The 19174-nt window shown below is 59.0% G+C and carries 19 protein-coding genes; 12 read left to right on the top strand and 7 right to left on the bottom strand.

Translation table 11 applies throughout. From position 1 onward, the window contains the following. Nucleotides 1-17 precede the first annotated feature (17 nt). From GS611_RS03150 to dusB, 5 genes are all read right to left on the bottom strand, one after another. Nucleotides 18-1427, bottom strand: coding sequence for a sigma-54 dependent transcriptional regulator (locus tag GS611_RS03150; RefSeq protein WP_171632094.1), 1410 nt, complete (start codon nt 1425-1427; stop codon nt 18-20). Then, a complete protein-coding gene (locus GS611_RS03145) occupies nt 1424-3688 on the bottom strand; it encodes a PAS domain-containing sensor histidine kinase (RefSeq protein WP_171633817.1) in 2265 nt (754 codons plus the stop codon). The genes GS611_RS03150 and GS611_RS03145 overlap by 4 nt, the downstream gene beginning before the upstream one ends. Nucleotides 3689-3811: 123 nt before the next feature. Further along, nucleotides 3812-5179, bottom strand: coding sequence for a response regulator (locus tag GS611_RS03140; RefSeq protein ID WP_171632092.1), 1368 nt, complete (start codon nt 5177-5179; stop codon nt 3812-3814). Next, nucleotides 5179-6267 (bottom strand): nitrogen regulation protein NR(II), encoded by a 1089-nt coding sequence (locus GS611_RS03135; RefSeq protein WP_171632089.1) that lies wholly within the window; start codon nt 6265-6267, stop codon nt 5179-5181. Before GS611_RS03135 ends, GS611_RS03140 begins: the two co-directional genes overlap by 1 nt. Further along, nucleotides 6264-7247: a tRNA dihydrouridine synthase DusB gene (gene dusB, locus GS611_RS03130; RefSeq protein ID WP_256418883.1), complete on the bottom strand. Its 984-nt coding sequence runs from the start codon at nt 7245-7247 to the stop codon at nt 6264-6266. Before dusB ends, GS611_RS03135 begins: the two co-directional genes overlap by 4 nt. A gap of 182 nt (nt 7248-7429) precedes the next feature. Between dusB and GS611_RS03125 the strand changes: the two genes are divergently transcribed. From GS611_RS03125 to GS611_RS03095, 7 genes are all read left to right on the top strand, one after another. Next, nucleotides 7430-8560: a bifunctional 2-C-methyl-D-erythritol 4-phosphate cytidylyltransferase/2-C-methyl-D-erythritol 2,4-cyclodiphosphate synthase gene (locus tag GS611_RS03125; protein WP_171632085.1), complete on the top strand. Its 1131-nt coding sequence runs from the start codon at nt 7430-7432 to the stop codon at nt 8558-8560. Next, the gene (locus GS611_RS03120) at nt 8557-9054 is read left to right on the top strand and encodes a phosphatidylglycerophosphatase A (protein WP_171205028.1); all 498 of its coding nucleotides are present in this window, start codon (nt 8557-8559) and stop codon (nt 9052-9054) included. Before GS611_RS03125 ends, GS611_RS03120 begins: the two co-directional genes overlap by 4 nt. Next, complete coding sequence (locus tag GS611_RS03115) at nt 9051-9527, top strand: CinA family protein (protein WP_171632082.1); 477 nt, start codon at nt 9051-9053, stop codon at nt 9525-9527. Before GS611_RS03120 ends, GS611_RS03115 begins: the two co-directional genes overlap by 4 nt. Nucleotides 9528-9724: 197 nt before the next feature. Further along, complete coding sequence (locus GS611_RS03110; RefSeq protein WP_171632079.1) at nt 9725-10906, top strand: ammonium transporter; 1182 nt, start codon at nt 9725-9727, stop codon at nt 10904-10906. 142 nt (nt 10907-11048) lie between these two features. After that, on the top strand, nt 11049-11729 hold the full coding sequence (locus GS611_RS03105) for an orotate phosphoribosyltransferase (RefSeq protein ID WP_171632077.1): 681 nt from the start codon (nt 11049-11051) through the stop codon (nt 11727-11729). Nucleotides 11730-11954: 225 nt separating this feature from the next. Then, on the top strand, nt 11955-13445 hold the full coding sequence (locus GS611_RS03100) for a replicative DNA helicase (RefSeq protein ID WP_152458159.1): 1491 nt from the start codon (nt 11955-11957) through the stop codon (nt 13443-13445). 122 nt (nt 13446-13567) lie between these two features. Further along, complete coding sequence (locus GS611_RS03095; protein ID WP_171632074.1) at nt 13568-14614, top strand: Hint domain-containing protein; 1047 nt, start codon at nt 13568-13570, stop codon at nt 14612-14614. Between the two features lie 46 nt (nt 14615-14660). On the opposite strand, the gene GS611_RS03090 is transcribed toward GS611_RS03095, so the two are convergent. Both GS611_RS03090 and GS611_RS03085 read right to left on the bottom strand, forming a co-directional pair. Next, a complete protein-coding gene (locus tag GS611_RS03090) occupies nt 14661-15200 on the bottom strand; it encodes a GNAT family N-acetyltransferase (RefSeq protein ID WP_171632071.1) in 540 nt (179 codons plus the stop codon). Continuing rightward, nucleotides 15179-15442, bottom strand: coding sequence for a hypothetical protein (locus GS611_RS03085; protein WP_171632069.1), 264 nt, complete (start codon nt 15440-15442; stop codon nt 15179-15181). Before GS611_RS03085 ends, GS611_RS03090 begins: the two co-directional genes overlap by 22 nt. Here GS611_RS03085 and alr point away from each other — a divergent pair. The 5 genes from alr to GS611_RS03060 are packed head-to-tail and all read left to right on the top strand — an operon-like array spanning nt 15441 to nt 19106. After that, nucleotides 15441-16475: an alanine racemase gene (gene alr, locus GS611_RS03080; RefSeq protein WP_171632066.1), complete on the top strand. Its 1035-nt coding sequence runs from the start codon at nt 15441-15443 to the stop codon at nt 16473-16475. The genes GS611_RS03085 and alr overlap by 2 nt on opposite strands. Then, on the top strand, nt 16472-17254 hold the full coding sequence (locus GS611_RS03075) for an ABC transporter permease (protein ID WP_171632063.1): 783 nt from the start codon (nt 16472-16474) through the stop codon (nt 17252-17254). Before alr ends, GS611_RS03075 begins: the two co-directional genes overlap by 4 nt. Next, on the top strand, nt 17251-17997 hold the full coding sequence (locus GS611_RS03070) for an ABC transporter ATP-binding protein (RefSeq protein WP_171167850.1): 747 nt from the start codon (nt 17251-17253) through the stop codon (nt 17995-17997). The genes GS611_RS03075 and GS611_RS03070 overlap by 4 nt, the downstream gene beginning before the upstream one ends. Nucleotides 17998-18009: 12 nt before the next feature. Next, nucleotides 18010-18663 (top strand): hypothetical protein, encoded by a 654-nt coding sequence (locus GS611_RS03065; protein ID WP_171632059.1) that lies wholly within the window; start codon nt 18010-18012, stop codon nt 18661-18663. Then, nucleotides 18657-19106 (top strand): paraquat-inducible protein A, encoded by a 450-nt coding sequence (locus GS611_RS03060; protein ID WP_171633814.1) that lies wholly within the window; start codon nt 18657-18659, stop codon nt 19104-19106. Before GS611_RS03065 ends, GS611_RS03060 begins: the two co-directional genes overlap by 7 nt. Nucleotides 19107-19174: the final 68 nt, after the last annotated feature.

Below are 19174 nucleotides of genomic sequence, written 5' to 3'. Positions count from 1 at the left end.
GCCGTGCGACCGGCAGATTATTCTGCCGGTTCGGGTTCATCGATTTGCGCCACGCGCGCGCCGGATTTGTTCGAAGTCACTACGCCCAGCGATTTCAACTTCCGATGCAGGGCGCTGCGTTCCATACCTACAAAGCTGGCCGTGCGGCTGATATTGCCGCCAAACCGGTTGATCTGTGTCAGCAGATACTCTCGCTCGAACGCCTCGCGGGCTTCGCGCAACGGCAAGGTGGCCAGTGCGCCAGACAATACGACACGACCTGAATCTTCTGCCTTTTCTTCTTCGTTGGGCAACTCACGCGCCTCAATCGGGCCGGAGCCATCGCCAAGGATCAGAACCCGCTCGATCAGGTTTTTGAGCTGGCGCACGTTGCCGGGCCATGTCATCGTCTGCAACAGGGCAACAGCCTCTTCCGACAATTCCCTGATCGGCAAACCCTGTGTTTCGTTGCACATCTCAATAAAGTGCTGCGCCAGAACCGGGATATCTTCGCGCCGATCTTCCAGTGACGGCACGGCAATCGGGACGACGTTCAGACGGTGGTACAGCTCTTCCCGGAACCGTTCAGCCGCGATTTCTTCGTCAAGATCCTTGCTTGTTGACGAGATCACGCGAAGGTCCACGCGCACCTTGTCACTGCCACCGACACGCTGGAACTGCTGATCCACCAGCACCCGCAGGATTTTTGACTGTGTCCCAAGGGGCATGTCGGCGACTTCGTCAAAATAGATCACGCCTCCATGCGCCTCTTCCAGCAAACCCGATTCCACGCCGCGTTCCGCCGATTCCCGGCCAAACAGCACCTCTTCCACACGTTCGGGTTCGATCCCGGCACAGTTTACCGTGACAAATGGCGCGTTGGCGCGATTTGAATGGGCATGGATATACCGTGCTGCGATCTCTTTGCCGGACCCCGCAGGGCCGCTGAGCATCACGCGGCCATTCGACTTGGTCACCTTGTCCAACTGCCCCTGCATGGCGCGGAACGCGGCGGATTTGCCGATCATGTCGGAATTGTTGACTTCTTTCCGCTTCAGAGACGCATTCTCGCGACGCAGGCGAGAGGTCTCCATCGCGCGGCGGATCACCACCATCAACTGGTCTATGTTGAACGGCTTTTCGATAAAATCATAGGCGCCCTGCTTGATTGCGGCGACGGCAATTTCAATGTTGCCGTGGCCGGAAATGATCACCACCGGCACATCCGGGTTGTCGCGTTTCACCGCTTTCAGGATATCGATGCCATCCATTCGGCTGTCTTTCAGCCAGATATCCAGGATCAACAACCCCGGCGGTTCAGAGTTGATCGACGCCATGCACTCGTCCGAGTTGGCCGCCAGCCGGGTTGAATAGCCTTCGTCCTCCAGAATGTCGGACACCAGCTCGCGAATATCGCGCTCATCATCTACGATCAGAATGTCACTCATCTTTGGCCTGCTTTCAGTTTGTTGGTTCTAATTGCCTGCTTCTGTGGCGCTGCCGCTTGGGACCCAGTAACCCCCGGCAATCGGATCACGGCCATCGCGCCAAAATGGTCCTGTCCGTCAAATACGGGCGCATCCTCGAGGGTCAGCGCGCCGCCATGCTCTTCAATGATCTTCTTGACGATGGGCAGGCCCAGTCCGGTCCCTTCGTCACGTGTCGTTACATAGGGCTCAAACAGCCGTGCCCGATCCTCGGGCAGGCCGATCCCGTTGTCTGCAATGGTTATGACCGTACCCGCATCATCACTGGTGACCGCCACTTTGATCTGGGGCTGAAGGTTGTCGGGCGCCCCTTTTTCCTTAAGGGTTGCAATGGCTTCCCCGGCATTCTTGATGAGGTTGGTAAGCGCCTGGTTCAGCATGGTTGCATCCACATCGGCCATGATGGGCTGTTGCGGCAGATCGGCATCAATCTGCACATCCGGCTGCCCGGCCTGTTGCAGCAGGACAGCCTCGTGCACCAGATCAACAAGGTTTTCTTCCCTGCGTTCAGGTTCAGGCATCCGTGCAAATTTCGAGAATTCATCCACGATGCGACGCAGATCGTTGGTCTGACGCACAATCACGTTCGTCATCGAATCCAGGCTGCTGCTGTCTTCCTCGTCCAGTTTGCGCGAGAACTTGCGCTTGATCCGTTCCGCGCTCAGCTGGATCGGGGTCAGAGGGTTCTTGATCTCATGCGCGATGCGGCGGGCCACGTCACCCCAGGCCGCCATCCGTTGGGCGCTGACCAGATCGGTGACGTCATCGAAGGCAACCACATAACCTTCCAGGCCGCCATCTTCTCCGCGACGGATGGCCATGCGGACCAACAGGTTCTCAAGCCGTCCCTTGCGGGTCACTTTGATTTCACCCTGAACGGCCTCTTGCCCGCTGTCCTTCAGACTTTCAAACAGGGGCAGAAATTCCGGCACCGCAATGCCGATGGCCAGATGCTGCTCGCCCCCGGTCCAATCCAGCAACCGCTCGGCCGAACGGTTCACGAATGTAATGCATCCTTCCGGGTCCACTCCAACGACACCCGAAGTGACCGAACTGAGCACCGAATCGAACAGACGGCGCCGGCTTTCAATTTGCCGCGTGTTCTCCAACAGCGTATCGCGCTGTCCTTTCAACTGCCGGGTCATCTGGTTGAAATACCGGCCCAGCATCGCGATTTCGTCGTCGCTGGCCTCTTCAATCACCTGGACGCTCAGATCACCGGCCCCAACCCGCTGCGCCGCGGTGGTCAACCGCCCCACGGGACGCGACAACCGCTCGGCAAACCACATGCCCAGGGACATAGCCGCAAGGATCAGGATCAACGCAAAGCCCAGATACAACAGGCCGAACTCGAACAGCACCCTGCCCCGTTCGCTTTCCAGTTGCTGATAGAACTGTGCCGTTTCCTTGGTATCGTCCAGCAGCGTCAACAACTGCCCATCCACCTCGCGGCTCACATAGAGATAGCGATCCAGATAAGCCTTCAGAGGGACCAGCGCCCGGAACTCATTGTTGGGCCAGTCGGCGATGATCAGCAGGCCCTTGTCCGTGGCTTCTGCAATCTGCTCGGGGGTTGGGGCTTCGTAGTTGAACAGGTAGGACCGGTCCCCGCGCGATTTGATTTCGCCACCACCGTCGATGACATAGGCTTCGCGCAGCCCCCGTTGAATCTGAGCTTGCCCCTGCGCCAAAACTTCGCGCAGTTCAGCGTCCGAGATATAGAAGTCCAGCGATCGCGCATTATCCAGATATCGCGCAAGAACAGACGCGTCTTGCGTCAACCCCCGACGGTGTTCCTGTTCATACGCTTCTGCCGCGGTCAGCGAAGATCCCACGACCTGACGCACGCGGTCGGAAAACCAGCCCTCAAGGCCGATATTGACGGTCAATCCGGCAAAAATCGCCACGGTCACGGTTGGAACCAGCGCCAGCAGAGTAAACGCCCCGATCAGGCGCAAATGCAGGCGCGAACCCGCCGACTTGGCCCGACGTGCGGCAATCAAGCTGCCAACCTGCCCAAGCACAAGTGCAGCAACAACCAGAACGTATACGAGATCGGCCAACAGAATCAGCCGCAAAGTCGGTGCCGTCGCGCCAAGATCGAAAGGACCGATGACAAGATAAGTGGCCAGCGCCAGGACAGGCCCCATGAGAACCAGGCCAAACGTGCCAAAGTTGCGCAGTTTCCGTGATTTACGCCATCGACTGATCGATGGGATCATCCCGCTCTGTGCTCGGGTTGCCACTGTCTGCCCTCATCCTGATGTGCCGCTTGCGCGGCTTACCGCCATATATCGTGATCTTTTCCCAACAGATGCCGGGATGCCACGGTTTGTGTGGCGATATTACATCAGTTTGCGTCGACGTGTCACCTGAATATCGAGATCCGTAATCTTTTTTCGCAACGTATTTCGGTTGATTCCCAGCAAATCGGCACATTTCGCCTGATTTCCGCCAGTTGCATCCAGCGCGATTTCGATCAGCGGGACCTCAACTTCCCGTAAAATGCGCTGATACAGGCCCGGGGGCGGCAAAATGTTGCCGTGCAGGTCAAAATATCTCCGCAGATGCCGCTCGACCGAGGTCGAAAGCTTTTCGCGTTCGCCGCCGCTCAGGACCGGTTCCGCCTCTGGCTGGCTGCCCAGCACCATTTCCACTTCGGCTTTGGTGATTTCATCGGCCCGGCTGGTCAGACCCAACCGGCGCACGGCATTTTCCAGTTGCCGCACGTTCCCGGGCCAGGAATAGCGCCGCACCAGTTCCACCGCCTCGGGGCTGAGCCAGCGTTTGGTGCCGTTTTCCCGCTCTTCCCGAGCCAGAAAGTGCTCGGCCAGCAGCGGAATGTCATCCACCCTTTCACGCAGTGATGGAACGTGGATCGTCGCCCCGCACAAACGATAATAAAGGTCCTGACGGATGCGCCCGTTCTCCATCCCTTCGGTCAGGTCTGATTGGCTGGTGGCCATGAAACGGGGAACGTGATCGCCCGGAGTATCCATCATGCGGACGATGCGCGCCTGAACCTCATCTTCGATATCTGCGATTTCGTCTATCAACAGCGTGCCGCCGCGAACCCGCGCCATCACACGGGCCGGGCCTTCCAGATCGCGCAGTTCGGCAGCGGTGACAGTGACAAAGGGCAAGGTTCGACGGTCGGAAAAATCGTGAATGGCCCGCGCAATCAGTGACTTGCCCGTGCCGCTTTCACCGAAAATCATGACCGAGAGGTCCGTGTTCATCACCCGGGCGACCAACCGGTACAGAGCCTGCATCACTGGTGTTCGCCCGACCAGTGGCAGTTCTTCGGGGCGCTCGCTTGTGCCCACGGCCGGCTCTGGCTGGGCGCGTTGCTTCTGATCCAGCGCCCGCGCCGTCCGTTTCATCAGATCCGGCAGGTCGAAGGGTTTTGGCAGATAGTCGTACGCATCCGCCTCTGTCGCCTGAATCGCCGTCATGATGGTGTTTTGTGCGGAAATCACGATCACCGGCAAACCGGGGCGGTCTTCGGCAATCTTCGGCAGCATCTCAAGACCGTTTCCATCGGGCATGACCACGTCGGAAATCACCACGTCGCCTTTTCCCTCGCCGACCCAGCGCATCAACGTGGTCAGTGATGAGGTCGCATGCACCTTGCACCCGGCACGCGTCAGGGCCTGTGTCAGAACAGTGCGGATCGTGCGATCGTCGTCCGCGACCAGTACGGTGCCATCCATCAGGTGCTCTCCTTCTTGTCCTCGATTGCGTCTCGCGGCGCGCGGCGCAGCGACAGTTTGAATACCGTTCGCTCGGGCACGGATTCGGCCGAAATCCAGCCGTCATGGTCCGAGATGATCTTGCTGACCAGCGCCAGCCCCAGGCCGGTGCCGTTTTCCTTGCCGGATACGAAGGGATCAAAAATATCGCCGCGGATGTCTTCTGGCAGGCCCGGACCATCATCGATGATCTCGATCTGCAAGGGCAGCGAATGCCCTGACCCGTCACTGCGACGCAACCGGAAGGAATGTTCGAAATAGGTCCGCAGGCGGATCGTTCCGCCCTGCGGTCCTGCCGCTTCGGACGCATTCCTGAGCAGGTTCAGGATCACCTGCAGGATCTGATCCGGGTCTCCGTAAGCCAGCGGCAGCGACGGGTCATAGTCTTCGACGATCGTCATGTCAGCGCCAAATCCCAACAATGCCGACCGTCTTGCGCGATCCAGCACATCGTGGATGTTGACTGGCTTGAAGTCAGGTTTCTGAAGGTTCCCGAATTGCTCGACCTGTTCCAGCAACTTCACGATCCGGCGGCTTTCGGCAACAATAAGATCCGTTAGTTCAAGATCTTGCGGCGGTATATTCATGCTGAGCAACTGCGCCGCACCAGTGATCCCGGCCAGCGGGTTCTTGATCTCGTGCGCCAGCATTTCCGCCATGCCGATGGCGGATTGTGCCGCGGATTTGACCGTATTCCCCCGCGTCATCCGACCTGCCAGTTCACGAGGCGAGATGATCATGATCATGGAGCCCGGATGCCCGACCAAAGGCGCAATCTGCAACGCGCATTGCAGCGGCGCCCGGCTACCCGACCCCACATCCACATCATTCACGAACAATGGCGTGCCCTGCCAGCGGGCGCGCTCGAACGCCTCTTCCAACGGCGCGTCGACGGCGATCTGATCCCACACCGGATGGCTGATCACCGATTTGCGCGACGCGTTCAGAAACCCCTCACCCGCAGCATTCACATCGGATATCCGATCCTGTTCATCAATAATGAACGCCGGAACCGGCAGCGAGTTCCAGATGCTGGCATCGGAATTCATGCCGCCACCTCGTCCGTGTCGCTGAGTGCATCCGCCAACAGGCGCAGAACTTCCGCCGGATCACGTGACGTCAGCACAGCCCGACGCAAGGGCGCGGGCGTTGCGGCTTCGTCCATGTACCATCCCAGATGCTTTCGGGCGACACGCAGACCCAGATCGGCGCCGTAGAAATCCAGCATCGCTTGATAATGCGCGCAAACCATATCAACCAGATCATGACCGGTCGGAATCTCGGGCGCCTCGGCCCCGTACAGGTCGTGACAGATTTGCGCCAACACCCAGGGCTTGCCCTGGGCGCCACGACCGACCATCACCCCATCCGCGCCGGATTGGCGCAACGCGGATCGGGCGGCGTCAGTGTTCACGATATCTCCGTTCGCGATGACCGGGATCGATACGGCCTCTTTCACCGCCCGGATTGCCCGCCAATCGGCGTGACCCTTGTAGAACTGACAGCGTGTGCGGCCATGGATCGTGACCATCTGAATACCCGCGTCCTGAGCGCGGCGTGCCACGTCGGGCGCGTTCAACAGAGTGTCGTCCCATCCCAGCCGGGTTTTCAGCGTCACCGGCAGATCGACCGCTCCCACCACGGCCTCGATCAATGCCAGCGCGTGATCCGGTGTTTTCAGAAGGGCCGAGCCGGAATAACCGTTTGTTACCTTCTTGGCGGGGCACCCCATGTTGATGTCGATCACCCGCGCGCCACGGTCGGCCACCTGACGGGCCGCCTCGGCCATCCAATGGGCCTCACGCCCGGCCAGTTGCACGGCGGTGTTTTCCACATCTGCGGACAGTTCCGCCCGTTCCCGCACACCGGGCTTGGCCTGCACCATCTCTTGACTGGCGACCATTTCACTGACGACCATACCCGCACCGAAACGCATCACCAGATCGCGAAACGGGCGGTCGGTGATTCCGGCCATGGGGGCCAGCAAAACAGGCGGTGTTATTTCCTTGTCGGCAAGGTGCAGTGTCAACGTGCTTAATCCTTGGGCAGTTGTGGTTTTGATATCGTTTTCTGCGCATATGAACAACAAATCGGCATGCAGCAAGCCCGCAAAATCATCATTTGCCTAATTATTAATCACATGACCATGGGTGATTGCCTCTGCATTCACCGCCGCCTAAACAATGCCCATCACGAGGAGAGCGCGCACATATGACAACTGCCGCCATCATAGTTGCCGCCGGTCGCGGGTCGCGCGCCGGGGGTGGCGTGCCAAAACAATGGCGCAGCCTTGCGGGCCGGCGGGTGGCCGATTGGACGATCGAGCGCTTTCGCGGACAGATGGATCACATTGTTCTGGTGTTGTCCGACGAAGACAGCGTCGCATGGGAAGAATTCCGTGAAACCGACCTGATCCTGGCTTCGGGCGGAACGGATCGCGCGGGATCGGTGCGCAATGGATTGGCTGCACTGGCCGGCCGGAACGTACAGCGCGTTTTGATCCATGACGTTGCAAGGCCTTGCGTCACACCCCGCATCATCACCGACGTTCTGAATGCCCTGGAAACATGTCCGGCGGCGGCGCCCGGGCTGGCGGTGACGGATGCGCTGTGGGTTGGGCATGAACAGGCCGTGACCGGCACGCAGGATCGCAGCAACCTGTTCGCTGCGCAAACTCCGCAGGGGTTTCACTATGACGCCATCACCGCCGCCCACGCCGCCCATCCGGGCGAAGCTGCGGACGATGTCGAAGTGGCCCGCGCCGCCGGCCTTGATGTCTGCATCGTACCGGGCGATGCGGACAATCTGAAAATCACCCGACCCGAGGATTTTGCCCGGGCGGAACGCATAATGGGAACGGAAATGGATGTAAGGCTGGGCAACGGGTACGATGTGCACCGTTTTGGCGATGGGGATCATGTGATCCTTTGCGGTGTGAAAGTGCCGCATGACCGCGGACTGCAAGGCCATTCGGATGCCGATGTCGGAATGCACGCGGTCACCGATGCGATCTATGGCGCTCTGGCACAGGGCGATATCGGGCAGCATTTCCCGCCTTCGGACCCGCAATGGAAAGGCGCCGCCAGCGAGATTTTCCTGCGCCACGCGGTCGAGCTGGCAAGGCAGATGGGATACCGCATCTCGAATGTCGATTGCACGCTGGTCTGCGAATATCCAAAGATTGGCCCGCACGCAGTGGCCATGCGAGAAAAGATGTCTGAAATCATGGGCCTGCGTGCAGATCAGGTTTCGGTCAAGGCGACAACGTCCGAGCGTCTGGGCTTCACCGGCCGCAGCGAGGGCATCGCCTCTTTGGCCACAGCCTGTCTGGTGAAAGCATGAACGCGGCACAGATGATCGGGACTGTCGGCGGCGTCGGCTATTTGCGCCCTGCCCCGGGCACCTGGGGATCGCTGGTGGCCCTGCCGATGGCCTGGGTATTGCACATGCTGGGTGGTTTCCCGTTGCTGGCCCTCGCAACGGTTGCGGTTTTTGTCGGCGGCCTCTGGGCCACACGCGTGATGACCGAAGGTCAGGATGACCACGACCCATCCGAAATCGTCATTGATGAGGTCGCAGGCCAGTTCATCGCGCTTTGGGCAATTTCCTATCCGTCCTGGGCGCATGGAATCGACATTACCGCGCTCTGGCCCGGCTGGGTTGCCGGGTTCATCCTTTTTCGTCTGTTCGACATCACCAAACCCGGCCCTGTCGGCTGGGCCGATCGGCGTGGCGATCCGATGGGCGTGATGCTGGATGACGTGATTGCAGGTATATTTGCAGCCATCGGAGTGATGGTTCTGGCAGGTATCGCACACGGAGTTCTGGGGCTATGAACGTGACAGACCTGCTGGACCGCGCCAAGGCGCAGGGCGTGATGATCGCCACCGCCGAAAGCTGCACCGGCGGCATGGTCGCTGCGGCCCTGACCGATATTCCCGGCAGCTCTGCCGTCGTGGATCGGGGTTTCGTCACCTACACCAACGAGGCCAAACAGGACATGCTGGGCGTTCAGGCCGAAACGCTGAACGCGCACGGTGCGGTTTCCGAACAGGTGGCCCGCGAAATGGCAGAAGGTGCGCTGCGCAATTCACTGGCGCAACTTGCCGTCGCGATCACCGGTATTGCCGGGCCGGGCGGGTCCGAATTCAAACCTGAAGGGCGTGTGTGTTTCGGGTTGGCCGCCGAGGGGCGGCCGACGCATGTGGAAACCGTCGAATTCGGCGCACCCGGTCGCGATGCCGTGCGTCGCGCGGCGCGTGACCACGCCTTGGCCCTGCTGTATACGGCCCTTTCCGCAGGTGCCTAATCTTTCAGCACCTGACCAATAGAACCGCTGCTTTTAAAGTCAGTTGAAAAAAGGCCGCCAAAACAGGCGCTTTTTTTTGCCATGCCTCTTTTTTCTCCAACCGACGGTGGCTTGAAACAGCCCACACCGCTCACGCAGCGCCGATCCGCGCCCAGTTTCCACGGATCCGCGCACTCATTCGGAAGGGAGAATGGCCCATGAACGGAGCCGATACAGCCTGGATCATCGTTGCAACCGCGTTGGTCCTTTTCATGACAGTGCCGGGCCTCGCCCTGTTCTATGGCGGGCTCGTGCGTGCCCGAAATGTACTCAGCGTTTTCATGCATTGCTTTGCCATTGCCTGTTTGATGAGCGTCCTGTGGCTGGTCGCAGGGTATTCCATCGCGTTCGGACCCGGTGAAAGCGGGCTTTGGGGTGGTTTGGGCAAGGCCTTCCTCAACGGCGTCGATGTTGACAGCCTTGCCGGAACCCTGCCCGAGATCCTGTTCTTTGCTTTCCAGATGACCTTTGCCATCATAACCCCTGCGTTGATCGTTGGCGCTTATGTCGAACGTGTGGGCTTTGGCTTTGTCCTGACCTTTTCGGCGCTGTGGATGCTGCTGTGCTATGCGCCCGTGGTGCACTGGATCTGGGGCGGCGGGATGCTGGCTGATGGCGGCATTCTGGGCGAGATCGGCGTTCGCGACTTTGCGGGTGGCATCGTGGTGCATGAAACCGCTGGTCTGGCAGCGCTGATTGTCGCGGTCATCCTCGGGCCGCGCCGCAACCGCACCACTCCGCCGCACAACCCCGGTTACGTCATGGTCGGCGCAGCAATGCTGTGGGTCGGCTGGTTCGGTTTCAACGGTGGTTCGCAACTGGCCGCCGATGGCGGAGCGGCGATGGCCCTGACCGTCACGCACCTGTCCGCGGCTACGGCATCGCTAAGCTGGGCCCTGTGGGAGCGTATCCGCTTTGGCAAGGCCTCGATGGTCGGTCTGGTCACCGGCACAATCGCGGGCCTGGCCTCGATCACGCCTGCATCGGGTTTCGTCGGTCCGGTTCAGGCCCTGATCATTGGCGCGGTGGCCGGTGTTCTGTGTCAGGAAGCCGTCAGCGTCGTGCGTAACAAACTGAATATCGACGACACGCTGGATGTCTTCGCCGTGCATGGTGTCGGCGGTATCTTTGGCACGCTCATGATCGCCCTTTTTGGCCTTGGAACCTGGACCGCTCAGTTGGGCGGGCTGATTGTCGTGGGTGCCTTTACGGCAGTTGTCACGTTTGTGTTGGTCAAACTGGTTGCACAGATCACGCCACTTCGCGTAGACGCCGAGACCGAGACAAATGGCCTCGACCTCTCGGTACATGGCGAGCGGGCCTATGACATGAGCAGTTAAGCCCACCTTGGCTGCCCATCGCCCGTAAGGGCAAAAGCGGACCTCTTGGGGGTCCGCTTTTCTTTTGCCCAATCCCTCTCGACTCCAGCCCAAGGGTCGGGCTATCAGCCCGCAACGTGTTTTCAGCCCCGAGGTTTGCGCCATGATCCCCAGTTCTTTTCCCGACAGCACCGAAATCGCCCGCCTGACTGCACGGATGCTGCTGGAGATCAAGGCCGTGCATTTCAACTCGCGGGAACCGTTCACGCTGGCCAGCGGGTTGCCTAGCCCGACCTATATCGACTGCCGCAAACTGATCTCGTATCCGCGTATCCGCTCGACCCTGATGGATTTCCTGACCGTCACGGTGATGCGTGATGCTGGCTTTGAGGCATTCGACAACATCGCAGGCGGGGAAACGGCGGGCATCCCCTTTGCCGCTATGGTCGCCGAGCGTATGGCTCTGCCCATGACCTACGTGCGCAAGAAACCCAAGGGCTATGGCCGCAACGCCCGAATCGAAGGGGCGATGAGCGAAGGCGAGCGTGTGTTGCTGGTTGAAGACCTGACCACTGATGGCGGCTCGAAACTGTCCTTTGTCGATGCGATCCGCGAAACCGGTGCCACCTGCGGGCACACCGCCGTCATCTTCTACTACGGCATCTTCCCCGAGACCGAGAAAACGCTGGGTGATCATGGCGTCAAGCTGCACTCGCTCTGCACGTGGTGGGATGTTCTGGCCGAGGCCAAGGCACAGGAAGCCTTTGATCAGGAAACACTTGAGGCTGTCGAAGCTTTCCTGAACGACCCGCGCGGATGGCAAGAGGCCAATAAACCAGCGTAAACCTCTTGTGGAAGGATTGGGGATAAACCCGGAAGAATCGGGCAGTTCGCCACGATATATGGTGACTTTTCCGACAATTCCTACATAATAAGCGATGCATATGCAGGCATCCAAGCGGTCTGGAAAGTTATCCCTAGGCTTTACCCCAAGTTAGCCACAGGTATTTCCAGATAGCTTGCGGTGACGTTTCGCGTGTAGAACCTCGGAACGGGCAGCGGGGATAAAATGAACGAGATCAGCAGTATCGAGCAGGCAGCGGCACAGATTCAGAATGCCGAAACCATGCCGCATTCCATCGAGGCCGAGCAGCAATTGCTGGGCGCGATTCTGACCAATAACGACCTGTACGACCGGGTCGCCTCGATCATCGGGGCTGAACATTTCTATGATCCGGTCCATGCCCGGATTTACGAGGTGGCCTCGGCCCGTATTGCAAAGAACGCGCTTGCCTCGCCCGTGACGCTCAAATCATTCATGGCCGAGGATGAGGGCCTGAAAGAACTGGGCGGTCCCGCTTATCTGGTCAAACTGGCGGGCGCTTCGATCAGCGCATTCGCGGTGCACGACTATGCCCAGATGATCTATGACCTTGCCATCCGGCGCGAGCTGATCCGGCTGGGTCGCGACATCTCGGACAAGGCGGCGCGGGTCGATGTTTCGAGCGAGCCGAAAGAACAGATCGTCGAGGCCGAGCAGCAGCTTTATCAGCTGTCCGAGCAGGGCCAGACCGAGCAAGGCTTTCAGTCCTTCCTCAAGGCCGTCACCGAAGCCGTCAACGTCACCAACGAGGCCTACCAGCGCGGCGGCGGCATGGCCGGGATTTCCACCGGTCTGGCCGATCTGGACAAGCAATTGGGTGGGTTGCACCCGTCCGACCTGATCATTCTGGCCGGCCGTCCATCCATGGGTAAAACCTCGCTGGCGACCAACATCGCCTTCAACGTTGCCAAGGCCTACAAGCGTGGCACAAAGCCCGACGGCAGCGAAGGCGCGATCGATGGCGGTGTTGTAGGCTTCTTCTCACTCGAAATGAGCGCGGAACAGCTTGCGGGCCGGGTTCTGGCGGAAGCCTCGGAGATTTCCAGCCACAAAATCCGTCAGGGCGACATGACCGAGGCCGAGTTCCGTCGATTTGTGGATGCGGCCAAAGAGCTTGAGGCCTGTCCCCTGTTTATTGACGACACCCCTGCCTTGCCGATCTCGCAACTTGCCGCCCGGGCACGACGGTTGAAACGGACCCACGGGCTGGACTTGCTGGTCATCGACTATCTACAGCTCTGCCGGGGCATGGCCGACAACCGGGTGAACGAAATCGCCGAGATTTCGATGGGCATGAAAGCTATCGCCAAGGAACTAAACATCCCGGTCATTGCTCTTTCACAGCTGTCGCGCCAGGTGGAAAACCGCGACGACAAGCGCCCGCAGCTGTCCGACCTACGTGAATCCGGCTCGATCGAGCAGGACGCCGACGTTGTGATGTTTGTGTTCCGCGAGGAATACTACAAAGAGCGCGAAAAGCCCGGTGATCACGAACTGGAAAAGATGGAAGAGTGGAAGCAGGCGATGGAACGTCTGCACGGCAAGGCCGAGGTCATCGTCGGCAAGCAACGTCATGGCCCAATCGGCACGGTCGAGTTGTCGTTCGAGGCCCAATTCACCCGCTTTGGCAATCTGGTCAAGCCTTGGCAACAGGGTGGTGAAATCGAGGGTTATTGATCGCGGGCAGAACACCTGCCCCAGATATTGAACGCCAAGTCCTTTGGTGTTTTTCCTGCCCGGTGTTAACGTGACGGTGACGTTCAACCCAACGCGCCAAACCCGCCCGGAGACCCACTGATTTGCCCGCGATCATATCGGAAATAAGATATCGCAACGGCCCGAACTTTGCTCCGGACGGAGATTTCATTGAAATCCGGGTTCCGACCGGAACCGACGTTACCGGCTTGCAGGTCGATGTTTACAACCCCAATGGCTCGGTGCGCAGTTCGACGGATGTCGACAACGGAACGATGACCACCGTGGGCGGGTTCGACTATTACGTGATTTCGGCGCGCATCAACCGGTTTGGGGCGGTTTCTCTTTCGGACAATGGTTCGGTTCTCAGCTTTGTATCCTTCGACTCGCAGGTAACTGCGACACAGGGGCCGGCCAGTGGCCAGACTTCTACCCAGATCGGCAGCAACGGCACGGACGATACCGCGTCTCTGTCATCGAAGGACGGGGTCAACTTTGTTGAGGATCCCAATCCCAGCCCCGGCGCCCCCTGTTTCGTTTCGGACACCCTGATCCTGACGGACCGTGGCGAAATCAGCGTTCAGGATATCCGCCCCGGTGACAAGGTGATGACGACCGAACGCAGCTCGGCAACCGTTCGGCTTGTTCTATCCCGGTCCCTGCGCCAGGCCGATCTGTTGAAATCACCCGAACTGCGCCCAGTCCGCATTACGGCCGGCGCCTTGGGGCACGGCCTGCCCCGCCGAGACCTGACGGTTTCGCGACAGCACAGAATGCTGGTCCGATCGGACATCGCGCAGCGCATGTTCGACACAAGAGACGTTTTGGTCTCGGCCATCCGACTAACAGACCTGCCGGGCGTTTACGTGGATTACGATGCGACGCAGGTGGTTTATCATCACGTTGTCTGTGACCGTCACGTGGTTCTTCTTGCCGAAGGCGCGCCAAGTGAAAGCCTGTTCACCGGCCCGGAAGCCCTCAAATCCCTTCCGCCCGAAGCGTTGCAAGAGCTGTTGCAGATTTTTCCGGGTCTCGACTGCAATAAGGATATGGACCCTGCCTTTTATATCCCCAGCGGCAGGCGACAGAAAAAGCTGGTGGCCCGACATGTCCGGAACAGCAAGGCGATCATAGATCAGGCCCTGTTCTAGGCTGTGGAACCAAGGCCATCGACCAAAGCGAATAAACCGATCCCGCCTACCACAGCAATGGATTGTTCAGCGCGGAAACGCATCCCGACGGGCCTTTCAGCGGTTTCAGGTCAAAACCGTCTAGCGCCTGTCCCAACCAGCCGTGCGGATGGCTGAGTTTCAGCGGTGGCTGAGCAGTATCCTCGGTGATCTGCACAAAACCCGTTTTGCAATAATAGGCCGGGTCGCCATAGGTCAGTGCCACGTCCACACCTGCCGCCCGCAAGCGATCCAGACCATAGGTAATCAGCGCCTGTCCAATACCTGTTTTTTGCTTGCCCGTTTGCACGGCCATCGGCGACAGGATGAACACATTGCGCGTATCCTGCGAAAACGTCATCCGGGAAAAGATGGCACAGCCAAGCAGCTCGTGATCCTGTAGAGCCGTGCACACAAGGATATCTTCAGGCGGCGTGGTGTTGAGCAATTCACGTACGAATGCACCTATTGCCGCCCCTTCCTCTGGCCCTTCCGATGCGGAAAAAACGTCGGCAAAAAGACGGATGATCTCTGACGGGTCCCGGGTCAAACCGGAAGAAAAATCCATGGCTCCCTCATGAGTTGACGTTGCGCCCGGCCTTTACCGGAACCGAACGATCCGGCTCTCAGGATCGCTTTAACCTTGACGTGAAGACAATCCCAAAAACCTGCAACCATGGCGGAATGCTGCCATTTCTTCTGGTTTTTTGGTGTTTTCCGTAACAACAGACCAAACACCAACATAAACCGACAGGTAAATGCGCCATTCCCTCTTGACCTTAAGCGGCGCAATGTCATGAACAGTGCCATGAGTACTGCACGTTTGACGATCAATCTTCAGGCGCTCGCCAGGAATTGGCGGGCGCTCGACGCGAAAACCGGGGTCGAAACCGGCGCCGTGGTCAAGGCCGATGCCTATGGGCTGGGTGCCGGGCCCGTCAGCGATACGCTGGCCGAGGAAGGCGTTCGCAAGTTTTTTGTGGCGGCCGCAGAAGAAGGCGCCGCTGTCCGCAATGCGGTTGGCCCCGGCCCGATGATCTTTGTCTTTTCCGGCCATATGGAGGGCGACACAGACCTTCTGCGCGCCAATGATCTGACGCCGCTGATCAATTCGGGCGAGCAGTATCAGCGCCATATGGAGGCCCTGCCCGACCATCCCTTTGGCATTCAGCTGGACAGTGGCATGAACCGGCTGGGGCTGGAACCCGCCGACTGGGCCGAACTGCGCCCAAGGGCCGAGGCCCTGAACCCAGCCGTTGTCATGTCTCATCTGGCCTGCTCGGACGAGCCAGACCACCCGATGAACAGGCAGCAGCTGAAAACCTTCCGCGAGATGACCGACGGTATCGCCGCGCCGCGTTCTCTGGCTGCGACCGGCGGTTTGCTTTTGGGGCCCGAGTTCCATTTCGATTTCTGCCGCCCGGGCATCGGCCTGTATGGCGGCCTGCCCTTTGCGGATGCCAAACCCGTTGTCACGGTCGATCTGCCTGTCATCCAGGTGCGCAAGGTGGCCGTGGGCGAAACTGTTGGTTACGGCAACAACTGGGTTGCGCGCCGGCCGTCCCGTATCGCCACCGTCGCGGCCGGGTATGCAGACGGCCTGCATCGCGCCATCGGGGGCGGCATCGACGCCTTCGCCGGCAATCAGCCCTGCCCGGTTGTTGGCCGTATCTCGATGGACCTGATCACGGTGGATGTCACGGACCTGCCCAAAGACCCGGAACGCCTGCGTATCCTGAATGGCCATCAGACCGTCGATGACCTGGCCGAAGCTGCAGGTACAATTGGCTATGAAATCCTCACATCAATGGGCAATCGCTACTCGCGGGGCTATGTGGAATGAACCCTCTCACCGCGCTCGAAGGTCTGGGCCGCACGGTTCTGAGCCTGCTTGCGGCCTTTGGCCGGGTGGCACTGTTCGCGCTTGATGCGATTTCGCATATTCTGCGCCCCCCCTTCTATCCGCGCGAATTTGGCATGGCCCTGCTGAACATCGGCTGGCTGTCTCTGCCGGTCGTCGGCCTGACCGCGATTTTCACCGGCGGTGCGCTGGCGTTGCAGATCTACGCCGGCGGCGCGCGTTTCAACGCCGAAGCCGTGGTGCCCCAGATCGTCGCCATCGGCATGGTGCGAGAGCTTGGCCCGGTTCTGGTCGGCCTGATGATTGCTGCGCGCGTGACATCCTCGATCGCGGCCGAGATCGCCACGATGAAAGTGACCGAACAGATCGACGCGCTGGTCACGCTGTCCACGCATCCGATGAAATACCTCACCGTCCCGCGCGTTCTGGCCGCCCTGATCACAGTGCCTGCTTTGGTGGCCGTGGGTGACATCATCGGAATTGCCGGCGGCTACACCGTGGCCACGCAGAACCTGGGCTTCAACCCGGCGGCCTATCTTAAAAACACCGTGGATTTCCTGGAAACCCGCGACATCGTCTCATCACTGGTCAAAGGCGCGGCCTTCGGCCTGATCGCAGCCACCATGGGCTGCTACTACGGCATGAATTCCGGCCGTGGCGCGCAGGGCGTGGGCCGCGCCACAAAAGGCTCGGTCGAGGCCGCCGCGGTGTTGATCCTGGCTGCAAACTTCGTTCTCACGGGGGTATTCTTCTCGCTATGATCCGGATGGAGAACGTACATAAAGCCTTTGGTGACAACCACGTGTTGCAAGGCATGAACCTTGAGATCCCCAAGGGTACCTCGATGGTCATCATCGGCGGTTCGGGCACCGGAAAATCGGTCGCCCTGAAATGCATTCTGGGCCTGATCAAACCCGACAGCGGCATGATCTATGTGGACGGCAAAGACGCGAGCAAAGGCGACCGAGATGCCTTTCTGGCCCGGTTCGGGATGTTGTTTCAGGGCGCGGCCCTGTTTGATTCACTGACCGTCTGGCAGAACGTCGCCTTCCGCCTGCTGCGTGGTTCTCTGAAACGTCCAACCGAGGAAGCCCGCGAAATCGCCATTGAAAAACTGCGCCGCGTGGGCCTGAAATCCGACGTGGCCGACCGCTTTCCGGCGGAGCTGTCTGGCGGCATGCAAAAACGCGTCGGCCTCGCCCGCGCCATAGCCGCCGAGCCCGAGATCATCTTTTTCGACGAACCCACCACCGGCCTCGACCCGATCATGTCCGGCGTCATCAACGATCTGATCCGCGAAATCGTGACCGAGATGGGCGCCACCGCGATGACCATCACCCACGACATGAGCTCGGTCCGCGCGATTGCCGACAACGTCGCCATGCTGCACGGAGGTGTGATCCAGTGGACCGGCCCCGTTGGACAGATGGATGCATCGGGTGATCCTTATGTGGAGCAGTTCATCAGCGGGAGCGCAGAGGGGCCGATCGAGGCGGTGCGATGACAGGAGAATATCGTGGATCCGTTTGAGCAATTAGAATCTGTAATTTCACGAATTAAAGAACTTAATGAAGGCACCCTATCTCCTACGCAAGACTACAGCCATGCGCTAGAAATCGCTGGAAGCTTGTTCGAGTACTATGGGCAAACTGTGGAGTTGGCCAAGTTGGTCGGTCACCCGATTCAAATCCTAGATCCGTCCAAGGCAGAATCAGTTGAAAAAGCTTGCGACATAGCCCTGTTACAAATCCAACAACTGGAGCTTATCTTCAAAATCAAGAAAGGAAGTACAAGCGTATTGGTGGACTACGAAAACCATCTCGTTAGGCTCTCGAAGGAACAAGTCGAAGAAATCGAGGAGCACATTAATGAAGCTCGGCAAAAAATTCGTTCCTCTAATGCGTTCGAAGAGAAACACAAGCGAAGACTCTTGAACCGCCTTGAAAAGCTTCAAGCCGAAATAAACAAAAAGATTAGCGATCTAGATGTAATGCTAGCCGGCGTGACAGAAGTAACTGCGGTAGCTGGCAAGAGCGCAAGAAACCTTGAACCCGTCGTAGACCTGTTCAAAAAAATCTTCACAATCGCTGAAGGCGAGACGGACGAACCGCTTGGCCTGCCGTCGCCACCGAAACAAATTGAAGACAAATCCGGAGAATCTGAATCTTAAAGCTCGCCACCCTCTCCCTCCTGATCCTCTACCCCATCGCGTGGTTCGCCCCACTAATGCGCGCAGGATTCCTGCCGATCTTCGGCCTCAGCGAAATCAGTGTCATCACCGGCCTCCAGTCGCTTTGGAAATCCGACGTTTTCCTCGCCCTGATCGTCACCATCTTCGCCCTCTTCGCCCCCTACATCAAAACCATCGGCACCGCGCTGATCCAATGGAACCTGCTGGATGCCCGCGTCCAGCCTGCGCTCAATATCCTCGGCAAACTGGCCATGGCGGACATTTTCCTGATCGCGCTCTACATCACATTGGCCAAGGGCATCTCTTACGCCACCGTTGAGACCGCATGGGGTCTCTACCTGTTCACAGCCTGCATTCTGGCCTCCATCGTGCTTGGCCATATTACAGAGATGACATCCACTTCACGAAAAGCTCAGACCTAATTGATTGAAAACACAAATCTAAGTATCATCTTTATATTTCGAGCAGTTGAGAGTTGTAGTTTTCGGGT

The sequence above is a fragment of the Ruegeria sp. HKCCD6119 genome (genome assembly GCF_013110585.1).
Lineage (GTDB): Bacteria > Pseudomonadota > Alphaproteobacteria > Rhodobacterales > Rhodobacteraceae > Ruegeria.
This window is presented reverse-complemented; position numbering and strand designations above follow the sequence as displayed.

Coding starts and splice junctions, on each gene's coding strand:
- GS611_RS03100 (WP_152458159.1), top strand. CDS start 11,955: ATGAACGAGATCAGCAGTATCGAGCAGGCAGCGGCACAGATTCAGAAT.
- GS611_RS03085 (WP_171632069.1), bottom strand. CDS start 15,442: ATGGCACTGTTCATGACATTGCGCCGCTTAAGGTCAAGAGGGAATGGC.
- GS611_RS03120 (WP_171205028.1), top strand. CDS start 8,557: ATGAACGCGGCACAGATGATCGGGACTGTCGGCGGCGTCGGCTATTTG.
- GS611_RS03150 (WP_171632094.1), bottom strand. CDS start 1,427: ATGAGTGACATTCTGATCGTAGATGATGAGCGCGATATTCGCGAGCTG.
- GS611_RS03110 (WP_171632079.1), top strand. CDS start 9,725: ATGAACGGAGCCGATACAGCCTGGATCATCGTTGCAACCGCGTTGGTC.
- GS611_RS03125 (WP_171632085.1), top strand. CDS start 7,430: ATGACAACTGCCGCCATCATAGTTGCCGCCGGTCGCGGGTCGCGCGCC.
- GS611_RS03105 (WP_171632077.1), top strand. CDS start 11,049: ATGATCCCCAGTTCTTTTCCCGACAGCACCGAAATCGCCCGCCTGACT.
- GS611_RS03070 (WP_171167850.1), top strand. CDS start 17,251: ATGATCCGGATGGAGAACGTACATAAAGCCTTTGGTGACAACCACGTG.
- GS611_RS03090 (WP_171632071.1), bottom strand. CDS start 15,200: ATGGATTTTTCTTCCGGTTTGACCCGGGACCCGTCAGAGATCATCCGT.
- GS611_RS03115 (WP_171632082.1), top strand. CDS start 9,051: ATGAACGTGACAGACCTGCTGGACCGCGCCAAGGCGCAGGGCGTGATG.
- GS611_RS03145 (WP_171633817.1), bottom strand. CDS start 3,688: ATGATCCCATCGATCAGTCGATGGCGTAAATCACGGAAACTGCGCAAC.
- alr (WP_171632066.1), top strand. CDS start 15,441: ATGAGTACTGCACGTTTGACGATCAATCTTCAGGCGCTCGCCAGGAAT.
- GS611_RS03140 (WP_171632092.1), bottom strand. CDS start 5,179: ATGGATGGCACCGTACTGGTCGCGGACGACGATCGCACGATCCGCACT.
- GS611_RS03135 (WP_171632089.1), bottom strand. CDS start 6,267: ATGAATTCCGATGCCAGCATCTGGAACTCGCTGCCGGTTCCGGCGTTC.
- GS611_RS03075 (WP_171632063.1), top strand. CDS start 16,472: ATGAACCCTCTCACCGCGCTCGAAGGTCTGGGCCGCACGGTTCTGAGC.